Origin of the sequence: Rhodocytophaga aerolata (assembly GCF_030503435.1) — a bacterium.
GTDB lineage: Bacteria > Bacteroidota > Bacteroidia > Cytophagales > 172606-1 > Rhodocytophaga > Rhodocytophaga aerolata.
Genome location: NZ_JAUKPO010000008.1, coordinates 37,204 through 51,204, shown reverse-complemented (window position 1 = coordinate 51,204; position 14,001 = coordinate 37,204). Strand labels below are relative to the sequence as shown.

Below are 14,001 nucleotides of genomic sequence, written 5' to 3'. Positions count from 1 at the left end.
TCACGAACTTGCTAAGGTAATGCATTAAGGCTGTATCCTACTTGCCGTTGACCTGCTATAGCCGATTGATCTATTAATTCTCCAGAGATAACGGTCAGGTTTTTGGTTAACTCGAGTACTTCTGCCGCTGCCTGGTAGAAATTTAGCAAGTGACTGCTGCTACATAAATATATAGGGGTTTGTGGCTGCTTGGCAAGTTCCTGCAATTCATACCCGATTAGTAAGCCACTTAAGTAGAAGTAGTTTTGCTGCTTTGTTCGTTCTTTAAACAATTCACCAGTACGTACGGTAAACAACGCATGCAGAATATTTTGTAGTTCCACCCCAGCCTGCACCCCCTGTTTGAATGGCAGCATCATTTCATCACTAAGTGTTGCCGTATCTCTTTTTTCTACAGAAGCTTGTAAGATCGTATGATTGGAAATTGTCTGGAAAAGTTCGCCGGTCATATAGGTGCGGAAGGAGGTAATGTAGCCGTTTTCTACCCGGATATGTTTGGAATGAGTGCCCGGAAACACGCAAATGGCATTATCTATCTGATGAGTAGCCGCCAGTCCGATGAGCTGTGTTTCTTCGCCACGCATGACATCCTGTGAACTTTTCAAACCGGAAAGTAAATATGTATCATGTGGAAAACCGGGCTGAGCCGTAAGAGTGTGAACGATGGCATTGGTTCCATTCAGCGCAAAGGGTAACGAAGCATAGGGCAGTTCAAGCATTCCGATGGAAGAAGAAGCCATACCGGATATAAACATGGGAATGCCCTGTAGCAGAAACGCAAGTTGCTTACGTAACTCCTGCAAATGGGTCTGTATAAACTGTGTATAGTAAGTTATTCTTTCCTGCTGTGTGGGTGGATTGGCGGCACTATAGTTTAGAAATGCTTGATAAGTAGCCGCTATGCCCTGGCCATCAGAAATTTCATGCAATACCCGGCCAGAAGCAGTTTCTGCCAAACGCAATCTGAACGCAGACGTACCCCAGTCGCAACTGATAAAATAGGGATGCATAACGAATAGGTTAATTGTATATATAAGCGCTGGCAAGTAAATGGATTCCTGGCAAATTTTATTCTTTACTAACAAATAATATCCTGCTTTTCCAGAAAAATAAGTTGCCAGATACTGGATTATTCCAGGTTTGAAGCACAAATGTAAAAAAATTAGTCCGTACAAATACGGATTTTGCGATTAAATACCCATTTTATACAACTTAAACATTTCAGGATAAGTAGAAAGAAGCGGGCAATAGTATTGTTGCCTGTAAACATTTTTTAACGTTGTGCCCATGCACTACTATGTACGAGTTGATGATTTAGAGGGAAATATTAAGTTTTATTTCAGATTTGAGGACAAAACCAGAGCTTTGGCTTTTTATAATATAACCTGCACCCAACATAACGGGAAGCCAGGGGTGGTAAAATTAATGGATAAGGAATATACTATTTTAGCCACTACCGTTTGTGGAAGCGATTACAGAGGAAATGAATAAACCTGTTGTAGTTGCCCCAGGTAGGATACTGCCTATAGTAGAACTTAACAGAGATTAGATAAAAAATACCCTGTAGTACACTAGCAAGACTACAGGGTAGATTAGTTTTAGCGGTGTGCAGATAAACAAAATCAGGGGAACTTAGGAAATTTTGAAAAGTCGGGTTTGCGTTTTTCAAGAAACGCATTTTTGCCTTCCTTTGCCTCATCAGATAAGTAATAAAGCAGGGTAGCATTCCCGGCTAGTTCCTGTATGCCTGCTTGCCCATCAAGTTCTGCATTAAAGGAAGCTTTTAGCATACGCAGGGCTATCGGGCTTTTTTCTAATATTTTCCGGCACCAGGCAACCGTGGTTTCTTCCAACTTTTCCAGGGGAACTACTTTGTTTACCAATCCCATATCCAGGGCTTCCTGTGCATTGTACTGGTCACATAAGAACCATATTTCCCTGGCTTTTTTCTGGCCGACAATACGCGCCAGGTATGAGGCGCCAAAGCCTCCATCAAAACTTCCTACTTTTGGGCCTGTCTGTCCAAATTTCGCATTATCGGCAGCAATGGTTAAGTCGCAAATGACGTGCAATACATGGCCGCCACCTATTGCCCAGCCGGCCACCATGGCAATGACTGGTTTAGGAATAGAACGGATTTGCTTCTGCAGGTCAAGCACATTCAATCGGGGTACATTGTCTTCGCCTACATAGCCGCCATGTCCACGTACACTCTGATCGCCACCGCTGCAGAAGGCTTGTCCACCTTCACCAGTCAATATTACCACGCCAATTCTATCGTCGTAGCGGCAAAGATCCATCGCTTCACGCATTTCCTGGATGGTAAGAGGAGTAAAGGCATTGTGTACCTTAGGACGGTTGATACTGATTTTGCCTATTCCATCATAATACTGGAACAGGATTTCCTTATATTCTTTAATTGTTTCCCACGGAAGAGTAGATTGCATAGAGATATATATTAGTAGTGAATAGAATTTGTTTCTGTACAAAAAGCTTTCAGGTAGTAAAGTACTGTTTAAACCTGGCATACACTTCGGCATTTACTGCCGGATCGGTTTCAATTTCCAGTAATTTGGCCCCACCAGATAAATCAAAAAAAGCCGTTAATTGTTTGCCAAGCTGTTCCCGGGAATTGCAATAAGAATAGAGCATGCCTGCATCTTTCGCTGTTAACTCGGCTGTATTCCGTTGCCTGGTTTCAAAATATTCTTCTAACTCTGGCTGACCTGCCGGGCCATCCAACAACCTGAAAATGCCACCACCATGGTTATTAAGCACAATAATCCGTAAATTTTTAGGCAGATAATTATGCCAGAGGCTGTTGCGGTCATATAGAAAAGCCATATCTCCGGTTAGTAATATCACTAGTTTTTCTGTGGTTAAGGCGGCTCCTAAGGCTGTACCATTGCTGCCATCTATGCCACTAGTGCCCCGGTTGGCAAATACTTCCACCGTCTGGCCTGCTTGCAAGCTGATAAAATTCGCATAGCGTACAGGCATGCTGTTGGCCAGATGCAAAATACTTTCGTCCGGCAAACGGTCCATCATTTCACTTACAGCTTCAAATTCACTGAAGCTGGCAGAGCTAAACAGTGAACTGTACACCTTGGCTGCTTTCTGGTTCTCTTTCTGCCAGAGAGCATAATAATCAGTGCCATATTCAGGTTCGTCGTTGCTTAAAAAATGCTGATAGTCTAAATCTTCAAACAGGGTTTTAAAGAAATACAAAGGTTCTACCGGCAGCACATGTGTAAGCGACTGAAAAGGATCAGCCGGTATTCCGGCTGGCTGAATATGCCAGTGTATGGATGGTTTATGTTTTCTGAGAAAAAGCTTTACGTTTTTGGAGATTACTGAGTTGCCAAAAGTAATGAGCAAGTCTGGCTTCAGGTTTTCAAGTAGTTCTGTATTTTTCTGCATCAGCAACATATCCTGGTAGCGGATTACATCGGGCAGCGTATGCAGATTTGAAATAATATCAGCGATAATCGGTACTTCCAGTTCTGTCTGTAGTTGTTTTAATACATGAGCCAGCGGTGCCTGGTAGGGATACTGGCCCGCTACAATTAACTTTCTATCAGCATCTTCCCACTGTTCCCGGATCTGTATCCATTGATCGACAGTAAGTATCTGCTCAGGCTTGAAAGGTTGAATAATACGCACCGTTTTGTCAAACACTACTTCTTCACCTGCAGAAGGATATAAAGGCTCCCGCAGTGGAACATTAATATGTACCGGGCCAAAAGGATAAGTCTGGGCAATCGTCAGGGCTTCATTAATAATCCGGTAGGTATGCCACTCAGCATCGGGGTGAGTAAAAGCTACCGGCAGTTCAAAACTGGCTTTTACATGTTTGCCATATACTTCCCGCTGCCGGATGGTTTGCCCGTCTTGCTGTTCAATCCACTCAGATGGGCGGTCTGCAGTTAGTACCAGCAACGGAACCTGTTGATAATACGCTTCGGTAATAGCCGGAGCATAGTTCAGTACGGCCGTGCCGGAGGTGCAAACCAGCACTACCGTTTGCCTGCTCTGAGAGGCCATGCCTAAAGCTATAAAGGCAGCCGACCGTTCATCGGGAATAGTACGTGTATGAATTTGCAGATGGCGAACAAAGGCTAGGGTGAGGGGTGCACACCTGGAGCCGGGAGACAATATACACTGTGTCACATGGCGTTGGGCACAGATCTCTGCTATATTAACAATGGGTTGAAGTATAGCCAAGCGTTTAGTATAAGTGGTTTGGTAAAACTACAGCCATCAAAATTAGAAAATAAAACCCAGATATGTAAACCAGTACGAGCTTTCTGCTATTTCCTCCGGGCTGTAAAAAGGCTAAGTTGGTTATACGTCCAGCTTACAGGCAACTAACCAACTATTTTCTCCTGATCCATTGAAAAGAAATAGGAAATGCAGTAAGTTGCCTGGAAAATCAACAGATTGGTTGATTATTGATTAAATTCAATGCCATTTGGAATGGCAAACCAAGCCTACATTAACCTATGAACCGCATTATAGAATTATTTTCTACCAAGAAAGAGGGCGTACTGAATGTATATTACACAGCCGGTTATCCTGCCTTAAACGATACCCTTCCGGTGCTGAAAGCCTTGCAGCAAGCAGGAGCCGATATGGTAGAAATCGGGATGCCCTACTCTGACCCGGTAGCCGATGGACCCACCATTCAGCAAAGTAACGATGTAGCCTTACAAAACGGAATGACGGTGAAGTTGTTGTTTGACCAGTTAACGGCTATGCGCAAAGATGTACAGATTCCGGTACTGCTGATGGGCTATTTGAATCCGGTGATCCAGTTTGGCATTGAGAAATTCTGTGCCAGGTGTAAAGAAATAGGGGTAGATGGCGTAATTCTGCCAGACATGCCCATGCAAGTATATTTGGATGAGTATAAGGCCATTTTCGATTCATATGGACTATTGAACACTTTCCTGATTACGCCGCAGACTTCTGAGGAACGTATTCGCCAGATTGATGCGCAGTCTGAAGGGTTTATCTATATGGTTTCGTCGGCGAGTGTTACTGGCTCTACCAAAGGTATTCAGCAAGAGCAGGAAAATTATTTCAGGCGGGTAAAAGACATGAACTTACAGAACCCAACTATGATCGGTTTTGGTATCTCCGACCATGCCTCCTTTGAAAAAGCCTGCCAGTATGCCAATGGAGCTATTATCGGTAGTGCGTTTATCAAAGTGCTTCAACAAAGTACAGAGCTGCAAAAAGATATTATAAGGTTTGTAAGAGATATTAAACTGACAGCAGTCGAAGGCTGATTATTTTATCAAAGCATCTGATAATCTTCCCCAGAAGCAACTAGCCCCATACACCTATGATTATACAATTAGAAAAAGAAATTGCCGAAGAACAGAAACAACGTATTCTGCAACAGATTAAAGAAATTCAGTATAAGATTACCGAAGTGCATACGCAATATGGCGATTACCTGATTGCCATTGGCAAAAATGAGTTTGATATCCGCCGGTTTGGCCATTTGCCCGGAATCAAAGACATTCATATTGTATCCGATACGTATAAACTGGTTTCCCGTAAATGGAAAGTACAACCAACAACCATTGATTTGGGAGATGGAGTGCAGATAGGCGAAGGAAGCCTGGCCATTATGTCTGGTCCTTGTTCCATAGAAAGTGAACCGCAGATACGTAGCATGGTTAACCACCTGAAAGAAAATGGCGTACGTATTATGCGCGGCGGTGTGTTCAAACCCAGAAGTTCGCCGTATACCTTCCGGGGGATGGGTATAGAAGGGCTTCAGCTATTTTACGAGGTATGTAAGGCAAATGGCATTAAGATTATTTCTGAGGTAATGCAAGTATCGCAGATTGAGCCGATGTATCCCTATGTAGATGTATTTCAGGTGGGAGCCCGCAATACGCAGAACTTTAATCTGTTGGATGAACTGGGCAAGGTAGACAAGCCAGTGATGATTAAACGGGGAATTTCCGGATCTATTGATGAGCTGCTCCAGTCGGCAGAGTATGTATTTTCCGGAGGCAACGAAAAAATACTGTTATGCGAAAGAGGCATCCGGACCTACGAGACTGCCAGCCGGAATACCCTGGATCTGAATGCCGTGCCCATTTTAAAAGAAAAATCGCATTTGCCAGTTATTGTAGATCCTTCGCATGGCATTGGCATCCGCACCTATGTAGAGCCTATGGCCTTAGCAGCAGTAATGGCAGGGGCAGACGGCATTATTTACGAATCGCATGAAAAGCCGGAGGAAGCCGCATCTGATGGTCAGCAAACCTTAAATTTTGCAGAGTCAGCAGCCTTAATTCACAAACTCCGGAAAACCTTTGAGTTGCGGCAGGAATTAAAAGTATAAAAAGCTATAGTTTCCCCCTACTAGGGATAGGGATGTACAAGATGAGTGAAAAGCCTACTGTATTGGTAGTCTGCGGGCGCAACAAGCGGAGAAGCAGAACGGCCGAATATATCTTTAAAAATGATATGCGCTTTAGTATCCGGTCGGCAGGCCTGAGCCCAAAAAGTGACAGACAACTATCAGAAAAGGATATTACCTGGGCTGATATAATTCTTGTAATGGAACGAAGCCAGAAAGCTCGAATAGTAGCTACATACCGGCATATACATTTACCAACCATAGAAGTGCTGCATATAGCGGATGTATATGATTACCTGGATTCAGAATTGATTGAACTGCTTACTGAAAAAATAAATGCAGCTTTACATGTGGCCTTTTCACTATGAGAATATTCCGCTAAGCTGATTCTTTAATTTTTATTAATACACCCTTCCTTTAGCATTTCCTGTTACTAAGGCAAAAGAGGCATTCAATAAGGAGTTTATATCCACCCGAATGCCTCTTTTGTTAATAGAAATCGTATTGACTTTACAAAAATACACTCAATTCTCCCGGAATAATTCCAGTTCTACCCGCCGGTCGTAGGCACTGCTGGAAGAAGCAGAAGCCTTTTGTTGCCCGAAATAGTTAATTAAAATTTGTTCAGGTTTCACGCCTAACTGAGTTACAAAGTAATTTTTTACATTTTCAGCCCTTTTCTGGGAAAGCTTCAGGTTATAATCGGCATTGCCAGTCTGGTCGGTAAAGCCTTTAACTAGCAGCAACACGGCAGGCTCGGCTTTCAGTTTTCTGCCCAGGATACTCAACCGTTGTTTATCCGCCTCTTTCAACTGGGCATCGTTTATGTTATAGTAGACTACCGTATTTCCCAATGCCGTATAGGGCACACCCAGCGACAAGGTATCTATTCCGGCTGCCACGTTAGTTTCCATATTTTTCAGCGATTCGTTTAATCCGGCAACCTGATTCTGCAAAGACTGAATTAAGGCATCCTGCTCCGCTTTTTGAGCCTCATTCTGGCGTATGTTTGCTTGTCCGGCGGGTGCTGCATTCATAGTTTGGAGCCTGTTTACCAGGTTCAGCAGTGAATCTATACGGTTATCTACCGCTGGGTCGGCATCTACCTTGTTTTGTGTCCGCAGGGTATCTAATTGTGTTTGAATACTGGTGAGCTGGTTTTGTAGTTGCTCCATTTCTTTCTCGGTATACTGGCCACTACCAGCTTGTACACCCAGGCCCACGTTTGGCGTTACTACCCGTTCACGGGTGATTACTTGTGGAGGCGCTTGCCTGGTAGGCGTATTTCTCTCCCGGAGTAGTTCTTGCCGGAGCAAATCTACTTCACGCCGGAGTGCTGCAATTTCAGCGGTATTGTTTGGCTGTGCTTGTAAGCGTTGATTTTGTTGCGTTTGCCGTTGATCTGCCGGTATATCCGTTTGCTTCTCTTGACTGGATGTGGCAGGCTCTGGTTGTGCTTGCATTCTTGTTGGTACTGACGGATTTGGCGTGCGTTTCAAAGAGTCTATTTCCCTGCGGAGTTTGCTTACTTCTTCTGCCAGAGCTGTGTCAGTTACCCCCTGTATAGTTGCTGTACCTGGCCTTGCAGTTTCGTCTGGTATTCTTCTGACAGGTACTTTTAGCGGGATGGTATCTTCCGCTGAAAATTGCCTGTTGGCTGACTTATTTAGTTCTTCTACCGTAGTGGTTTGCTGCTGTGGACCCATCAAATTAACAGGCTCAGTCAAGGTCTGGTTAATGGTATCTACCCTCATTTTTCCGTCTTCCAGCAGAATGCGCAGGTTAATATCTACGGTTTGTCTGGTTGGCGGGCTGGTTTCTCTATTAGCTTCTGTCGTACTGGTTACCGGTTGTTGTGTACGGGGTGGGGCAGGGGGAGTATCCAATGCCTTAGAATTAGTTTGAGACGAAGGCGTAACCGGCTCTTCTTCCGGTTGTTCGGTATCATTCTCCTGTTCATCCGTTTTCTTCTCCAGAGCAGATGCAGTAGCCATTGCAGACGTATGTCCGGCATAAGCTACAGGAGGAGTAAAGGACTTTTTATTAAAATTGAAATGGTAACCTACTGATAAAAAGGCAGCAAAATACAGATCATTTTCTTCATTGCCTCTTTTGTCTCGTATGATGCCGGTAGGATTGGCCGCATAGGCCTGCTCCGGACTGGTATATTCACTGCGGTATGATCCATTTACATCGTCCAGGTAGCCTGTATTTGTGAAGTTTGCTCCTGCTTGCAAGTTGGCACTCAATCTGTCGGATATCCGGAATTGCAAACCCACCCCGGCAGGGATAGTAAATACCTGGGTAGGATACGTTTGCTCGGTAGCCATGCCACTTAGCTTAGTTTCGAATTTACGGTCTTGGCCAATAACCTGAGCTGAAGCTTCATTGGCAGGTTGCTGCGGTAAATTCCGGACGGTATTATCATCCCAGTAATAATACCGCTGTCCGTTTGCACCATATAAATCTCCATACACCGTAAAATCGGTTATACCAATGCCGGCATAAACGTATGGCGCCACTGCTGCATGTTTGCTTAACACTTGTCCGTTGTTTAGCCGGTAGGTAAGCAGCAGGCTGGCATTGCGGATGGTTGTCTGGAAGTTTAACCCCCTGGTAAAGTTTAGATTATCGGTCTGCAAATTGCCACTCCAGTCGCGGGCCCGGTCGTTAGCTGAAATATGCCCGTAACTCCCTTGTAAGGTTAACGCCAGCGAAGGACTGATCGTACGCCCGATAGATAGCTGATAGGCTGGGGCATTAATTTTGGCAGAACGTAAGGTATGGCTCAGGTCTCCGTTATAGGTCATGGCTCCGGACCCGGCTGTAACAGACCACTGATAATATTGCTGTTGTGCCAGAAGCACTGGTATACACAAATACGATAGAATAAGTAAACTAAATATCTTTTTCATAGCTGATGGAAGTAAAGGTGAAGGATGAAAGAGTAGCGTTGCCTGTAGGAATAGCTTCCCAGGAAACGGTGAAAAGCTTACTTCATTCGCCGGTTTCTTCCTAAACCTATCCACAAATTAATGTCGGCACTAATACCCACAAAAGGCCGTACGGTTACCTGCTGAAAATTAAGTCCATCGGGTGCAGCAGCTGAGTTTTGTAGCAGCGTTGCTCCGGCATTCAGCCGCACAAATTCAAAGATGGGGTATCCGAGAGCGGCATATATAGGTAAACCTACTACTGGCCCGGTAATTCTCTGATCTTCTGCATTGCGGAAGTTGCCCAGAAATACACCTGCCGAAAGTGTAGTCCGGCTAATGAATTTGGAATTGAATGCCCCATTGCCTAATGGAAAAGCAATGCCTACATACGGGGCTGAATCATAAGAGAAACTGTTGATATCTCCTGACAAATACGTGGCGCCATAGCCTACATTTACGGTAAGGGGTTTATTTACCTTCTCTGTAGCATACTTGCTGATGTATTTACTATCATAAACGGTTAGCAAGTTGGTGCTGGTGAGGGTGTTTACTTCTGATTTTACCAGCTCTTTCAGCTGGGTTATCTGATCCTGGGCATATTTTATTTTTACATCCCGGTTAGAGTCATCCTTCCGTTTGAACACAGTAAACCTTCCTTCGCTAAGCGGTGTATTCCGGATGTTTTGCAAGCTCTTTTTTACCAGGTCAGAAAAACCTTGAAAGGTAATGTTGCTTTTATTGTCATAGTAAGCCGAGGACCGGTTCACAATGTCGTTCAGGTTATCCATGATACGGGAAACAGGTTCATTTAGCCGTATCCGGTTTTTTTCAATCTGAATAGTCTGGTCTATGTATCCATCCAGATACCCATGTAATTGCTCCTGAAACTTATTGCTGCTTTCCTGGTCTACCTCTTTAAAATAATTAATCCGGAAAGAATATTCATCGTTAGAACGTAGGCGGTAAGAAACAGGAATCTGGAAGGTATTGCCCTGGTCGCCTGCTGCGCGTTTCCACACCCCTTTGTACAACAATTCTTCGCCATCTTTTGCCAGCAGGCTGGCACTTACCAGGTCTACATCCGCTGGCACTTCGCCCTGCAGCATAAAGAATGTTTCGGCAGGTAACGGATTGCCTTCATCAAACAAGGATTTATTGTAGTCGAAAATCACTGGTTTGTATTGTGCCTGCGCCAGGCTGATATGGAATACTACAAACAGGAATAGAGTAAAATTTTTCATAGCTGGTTAAATTAATAAGTCAAGATTGATAGTTGGCTCAGTTATGCCGTATGGGAAAGTGATACAAGCGGAAGAAAATCATTTTATGTTTTTCCGTGGAAACACAACCTACTAAATGGATATACGCGGTTGGGAAAGACAATGTTGAAATTAGTTTATATTTATTGAAATTGATTTTTTCCATTTTTGTTTTCAGTCCAAAAAAAATTTAGAAAAAATTTGCAAAACCCTGTAATGTTTGCCTCACCAGGTTGTCTTAGTAGTAGAAATGAACATTGACGAGTTTACATACAAAGTACTTCCGGCCAGAAATAAGCTGTTCCGCTTAGCGAAGACGATGCTTCAGAGTAAAGAAGAAGCAGAAGATACGCTGCAGGAAGTATTTCTGAAGCTGTGGACAATCAGGCAGGGCCTGCATGCTTACAAAAGTGTGGAAGCCCTGGCCATGAAAATGACTAAGAATGTTTGTTTGAATAAGTTAAAATCGCAAAAGCAGAACAAAATGGTAGACGTGATGCATCTGGAAGTGGATTCTGGTTACGAAACACCCTACAAAAAGGTAGAACTGCAGGATAGTGTCAGTATCATGAATGCCATTTTTGACGAACTGCCTCAGCAGCAGAAATTAATTATGCATTTACGGAATGTCGAAGGGTACTCATTTGAGGAGATAGAGCAGATTACCGGACTCAGCATTAATAACATCCGGGTTATTCTCTCCCGTGCCAGGCAACAAGTAAAAGAAAATTATTTAAAGATTCAGAAGTATGAAGATGATTGATATAGAAGCCCTAGTAGAAAAATATGATGCCGGAGAAACCACGCTGGAAGAAGAAGATCAGCTCGCAAAATATTTCTCACAAGAGAAAGTTCCCGCCCATTTAGAAGTGTATGCTGCCCAGTTCCGGATGTTTGCGCAAAAAAAGGAGGAATCGGCCAGTGAGCAGGAAGACATAGCGCATTTTCTGGCCAAAGTAGAAGCAACCAAAGCCGTTGCTGCACCAGTAAAGCAACCATTCCAGGTATGGGTGCAGTGGGGAATGCGTATTGCCGCAGGTATCAGCTTAGTACTCCTGGGCTTTGTGGCTGGCAAATGGTACGAACAAACAAATCTGGCGGATGATGCAGGCATATCAACCGTTACTACGGCTTCAACCAACGAACTGAAATTGATGAAACAGGTATTGATGACCAGCCAGGATGAATCGAGCTCTGCCAGCGACCGGATTCAGGCCGTAAACCAGGTGCAGCAACTGGAACAAGCAGACAAAGAACTGGTACAACTCCTGATTAATACCATGAATTTTGACCCGAACATTAATGTGCGGATTGCTGCCAGTGAAGCCTTGTTTCAGTTCAACGATGATCCAATGGTACGCTTAGCCCTGGTTAATTCACTCAAAATACAGAAAGACCCGGCTATTCAACTCACCTTAATAGATATGCTGATCCAATTGAAAGAGACAAGGGCCGTAGATACCATGCGTAAATTGCTGCAAAGTGAAGAGGTGCTGGATGTTGTAAAAACCAAAGCAGAGCAGGGGATAGGTACCTTATCTTAATTTGAATACAAAATAAACCGAATAATTACTATCCATAGCCATCTGGCCTGAGCCTTTGCAAGCCGGCAAACAGATCTTTCGTAAACAAGCTCTGGCCAGTATGGCAACACACAATTACCCATTCACCCCAAACGATTTTTATTTCAAAGATATATGAAAAAGCTACTATTTATGCTGATACTGCCAGTTCTGGCAGGTACTACCTTGCAGGCACAAAACGACAAAGCCAAGGACAAAGACAAAGATAAAACCAAGGAGAAAATAGTTAACCAGCGAGATAATGATCTGGACGAAGACTGGGATGACGACTGGGAAGAGGATGAGGGTAAAACCGTGGAGTTTAAGGCCAAGTTTGCCTCCAGCAAAGACCGCAAAGTTATTTTTGAGATGGATAAGAGCAAAGTAACGATTGAAGGCTACGATGGTGAGGAACTGCTGATTACGGCTGTTGGGGTAAAAGAAGCTCCTAAAAGAGCCGAAGGATTAAAACCTTTGTATAACACGGCTGTAGATAACTCAGGCATCGGATTGTCTGTAAACCAGGAAAACAATGTGATGCGGGTAGTAAAAGCCAGCCGGCACGATGCCAGGTATACCGTAAAAGTGCCTAGAAAAACAGCTATTATGTACGAAGAAGTAAACTGGAATGGTGGCAACCTGAGTGTAGCAAATATTGAAGGCGACGTAGAAGTAAAACTTAATAATTCTTCTATGAAACTAACCAATATAACCGGCCCTGTTACTGCCAATACCACCAATGGCAATATTATTGTCACATTCACCGACCTGAATCAGCAGAAACCAAGCTCTATCCGGGCTATAAATGGGCATATAGATGTGGCTTTACCTGTCGGTGCAAAGTCTAACCTGAAAATGAGTACCCACAACGGGGAAGTGTATACCGACTTTGAAGTAGATATTAAAAACAAAGGCGACCTGAAAAAAGTGGGGGGCAGCACCATCGAAGGAGCTACCAACGGCGGAGGCGTACAACTTACCCTCTCTACCATCAACAGCGATATCTATTTGCGGAAAAAGAAATAAGGCATGTATACCACCTGTGAGGTTTTTAAAACCTTACAGGTATATACTAAGCACATCTGTAAATTAACACATCAACCTATGTTTTAACCACGCCTAATCTTTCTTTTATGTACAAATTACTCTTGCTTGCCTTTGCCTTACTGGCAAGCCCAGGACAACTCTTGCTTGCCCAAAAAGTAGTGGAGAAAACATTTCCATTAGCTAACGATGGGAAAGTACACATGAATCTCAAGTTTGGAAATACCATTCTGGTAAAAGCCTGGGATAAAAACGAAGTTTCGTTTAAAGCTACCATAGATATTAACAATGGTAAGCTGAACGATGCCCTGGTACTTACGTTTGATGCCACAAACCAGGAAGTCCGGGCACTAGCCGAATACGATAAGGAGTTAGTTAAAACCGGAAAAAGAGAAGATTGCCCGGAAGAGAAATATTCGTCCTGGAATCATTACCGGGATGGTAGCAGCTCTTATTTGTGCTCTACCATTACGTATGAACTAACCGTGCCCCGCAATGCTGTTCTTAGCATTGAAAGTATCAATGCCAATATCGAATTAAAAGATGTAGCCGGGCCAGTAGTTGCTAAAACTATTAATGGCTTTGTAGATATGAACTGGCCGCAGAATAAATCTTCGGATATATCCATGAAAACCATTAATGGCGAACTCTACAGCGATCTGGATATTGAGTTTTTGAACAAGAAAAACAAGAACCCACAAGTAGGGTATCTGCTCAAAGGTACCGTAAAAGGCGGGGGAACGGCCATCCACCTGGAATCTATCAATTCTGATATTTACCTGCGGAAAGCTAACTGAGTAACGCTGGCTTTCTGTCCA

13 protein-coding genes are annotated in these 14,001 nt (G+C 43.7%); 8 read left to right on the top strand and 5 right to left on the bottom strand.

Annotated elements, in window-relative coordinates:
- Positions 1–11: 11 nt before the first annotated feature.
- On the bottom strand, positions 12–1,010 hold the full coding sequence (locus tag Q0590_RS15445) for a 2-dehydro-3-deoxygalactonokinase (RefSeq protein ID WP_302038467.1): 999 nt from the start codon (positions 1,008–1,010) through the stop codon (positions 12–14).
- Between the two features lie 277 nt (positions 1,011–1,287).
- Between Q0590_RS15445 and Q0590_RS15440 the strand changes: the two genes are divergently transcribed.
- Positions 1,288–1,491 (top strand): hypothetical protein, encoded by a 204-nt coding sequence (locus Q0590_RS15440; protein WP_302038466.1) that lies wholly within the window; start codon positions 1,288–1,290, stop codon positions 1,489–1,491.
- 131 nt (positions 1,492–1,622) lie between these two features.
- On the opposite strand, the gene menB is transcribed toward Q0590_RS15440, so the two are convergent.
- A complete protein-coding gene (gene menB / locus Q0590_RS15435; protein ID WP_302038465.1) occupies positions 1,623–2,447 on the bottom strand; it encodes a 1,4-dihydroxy-2-naphthoyl-CoA synthase in 825 nt (274 codons plus the stop codon).
- Positions 2,448–2,496: 49 nt separating this feature from the next.
- Positions 2,497–4,224, bottom strand: a complete 1,728-nt coding sequence (gene menD, locus Q0590_RS15430; protein WP_302038464.1) for a 2-succinyl-5-enolpyruvyl-6-hydroxy-3-cyclohexene-1-carboxylic-acid synthase — start codon at positions 4,222–4,224, stop codon at positions 2,497–2,499.
- 278 nt (positions 4,225–4,502) lie between these two features.
- Between menD and trpA the strand changes: the two genes are divergently transcribed.
- Genes trpA through Q0590_RS15415 form a run of 3 tightly spaced genes read left to right on the top strand, consistent with a single transcriptional unit; the run spans position 4,503 to position 6,750 of the window.
- On the top strand, positions 4,503–5,291 hold the full coding sequence (gene trpA, locus Q0590_RS15425; RefSeq protein WP_302038463.1) for a tryptophan synthase subunit alpha: 789 nt from the start codon (positions 4,503–4,505) through the stop codon (positions 5,289–5,291).
- Positions 5,292–5,347: 56 nt separating this feature from the next.
- Positions 5,348–6,364, top strand: coding sequence for a 3-deoxy-7-phosphoheptulonate synthase (gene aroF, locus Q0590_RS15420; RefSeq protein WP_302038462.1), 1,017 nt, complete (start codon positions 5,348–5,350; stop codon positions 6,362–6,364).
- Positions 6,365–6,405: 41 nt separating this feature from the next.
- Complete coding sequence (locus tag Q0590_RS15415; protein ID WP_302038461.1) at positions 6,406–6,750, top strand: protein-tyrosine-phosphatase; 345 nt, start codon at positions 6,406–6,408, stop codon at positions 6,748–6,750.
- Between the two features lie 156 nt (positions 6,751–6,906).
- Here Q0590_RS15415 and Q0590_RS15410 read toward each other — a convergent pair whose 3' ends face one another.
- Together Q0590_RS15410 and Q0590_RS15405 are read right to left on the bottom strand one after the other, a co-directional pair.
- Entirely contained in the window at positions 6,907–9,297 is a 2,391-nt protein-coding gene (locus Q0590_RS15410; RefSeq protein WP_302038460.1) for an OmpA family protein, read from the bottom strand.
- A gap of 77 nt (positions 9,298–9,374) precedes the next feature.
- Positions 9,375–10,559, bottom strand: coding sequence for a hypothetical protein (locus Q0590_RS15405; RefSeq protein ID WP_302038459.1), 1,185 nt, complete (start codon positions 10,557–10,559; stop codon positions 9,375–9,377).
- Positions 10,560–10,797: 238 nt separating this feature from the next.
- Here Q0590_RS15405 and Q0590_RS15400 point away from each other — a divergent pair, with 238 nt between their 5' ends.
- From Q0590_RS15400 to Q0590_RS15385, 4 genes are all read left to right on the top strand, one after another.
- Positions 10,798–11,340, top strand: a complete 543-nt coding sequence (locus Q0590_RS15400; protein WP_366970446.1) for a GFO_1088 family ECF-type sigma factor — start codon at positions 10,798–10,800, stop codon at positions 11,338–11,340.
- Positions 11,327–12,121 (top strand): HEAT repeat domain-containing protein, encoded by a 795-nt coding sequence (locus Q0590_RS15395; RefSeq protein WP_302038458.1) that lies wholly within the window; start codon positions 11,327–11,329, stop codon positions 12,119–12,121. Before Q0590_RS15400 ends, Q0590_RS15395 begins: the two co-directional genes overlap by 14 nt.
- 153 nt (positions 12,122–12,274) lie before the next feature.
- Positions 12,275–13,165 carry a DUF4097 family beta strand repeat-containing protein gene (locus tag Q0590_RS15390; protein ID WP_302038457.1) on the top strand — a complete coding sequence of 297 codons (891 nt, stop codon included), beginning with the start codon at positions 12,275–12,277 and terminating at the stop codon, positions 13,163–13,165.
- A gap of 107 nt (positions 13,166–13,272) precedes the next feature.
- Entirely contained in the window at positions 13,273–13,980 is a 708-nt protein-coding gene (locus tag Q0590_RS15385; RefSeq protein WP_302038456.1) for a DUF4097 family beta strand repeat-containing protein, read from the top strand.
- Positions 13,981–14,001: the final 21 nt, after the last annotated feature.

What these genes read in the sequence shown, in the direction of transcription:
- Q0590_RS15445 (WP_302038467.1), bottom strand. Translation starts at nt 1,010, where the DNA reads ATGCATCCCTATTTTATCAGTTGCGACTGGGGTACGTCTGCGTTCAGA.
- Q0590_RS15415 (WP_302038461.1), top strand. Translation starts at nt 6,406, where the DNA reads ATGAGTGAAAAGCCTACTGTATTGGTAGTCTGCGGGCGCAACAAGCGG.
- Q0590_RS15410 (WP_302038460.1), bottom strand. Translation starts at nt 9,297, where the DNA reads ATGAAAAAGATATTTAGTTTACTTATTCTATCGTATTTGTGTATACCA.
- aroF (WP_302038462.1), top strand. Translation starts at nt 5,348, where the DNA reads ATGATTATACAATTAGAAAAAGAAATTGCCGAAGAACAGAAACAACGT.
- Q0590_RS15395 (WP_302038458.1), top strand. Translation starts at nt 11,327, where the DNA reads ATGAAGATGATTGATATAGAAGCCCTAGTAGAAAAATATGATGCCGGA.
- Q0590_RS15390 (WP_302038457.1), top strand. Translation starts at nt 12,275, where the DNA reads ATGAAAAAGCTACTATTTATGCTGATACTGCCAGTTCTGGCAGGTACT.
- trpA (WP_302038463.1), top strand. Translation starts at nt 4,503, where the DNA reads ATGAACCGCATTATAGAATTATTTTCTACCAAGAAAGAGGGCGTACTG.
- Q0590_RS15405 (WP_302038459.1), bottom strand. Translation starts at nt 10,559, where the DNA reads ATGAAAAATTTTACTCTATTCCTGTTTGTAGTATTCCATATCAGCCTG.
- menB (WP_302038465.1), bottom strand. Translation starts at nt 2,447, where the DNA reads ATGCAATCTACTCTTCCGTGGGAAACAATTAAAGAATATAAGGAAATC.
- Q0590_RS15440 (WP_302038466.1), top strand. Translation starts at nt 1,288, where the DNA reads ATGCACTACTATGTACGAGTTGATGATTTAGAGGGAAATATTAAGTTT.
- Q0590_RS15385 (WP_302038456.1), top strand. Translation starts at nt 13,273, where the DNA reads ATGTACAAATTACTCTTGCTTGCCTTTGCCTTACTGGCAAGCCCAGGA.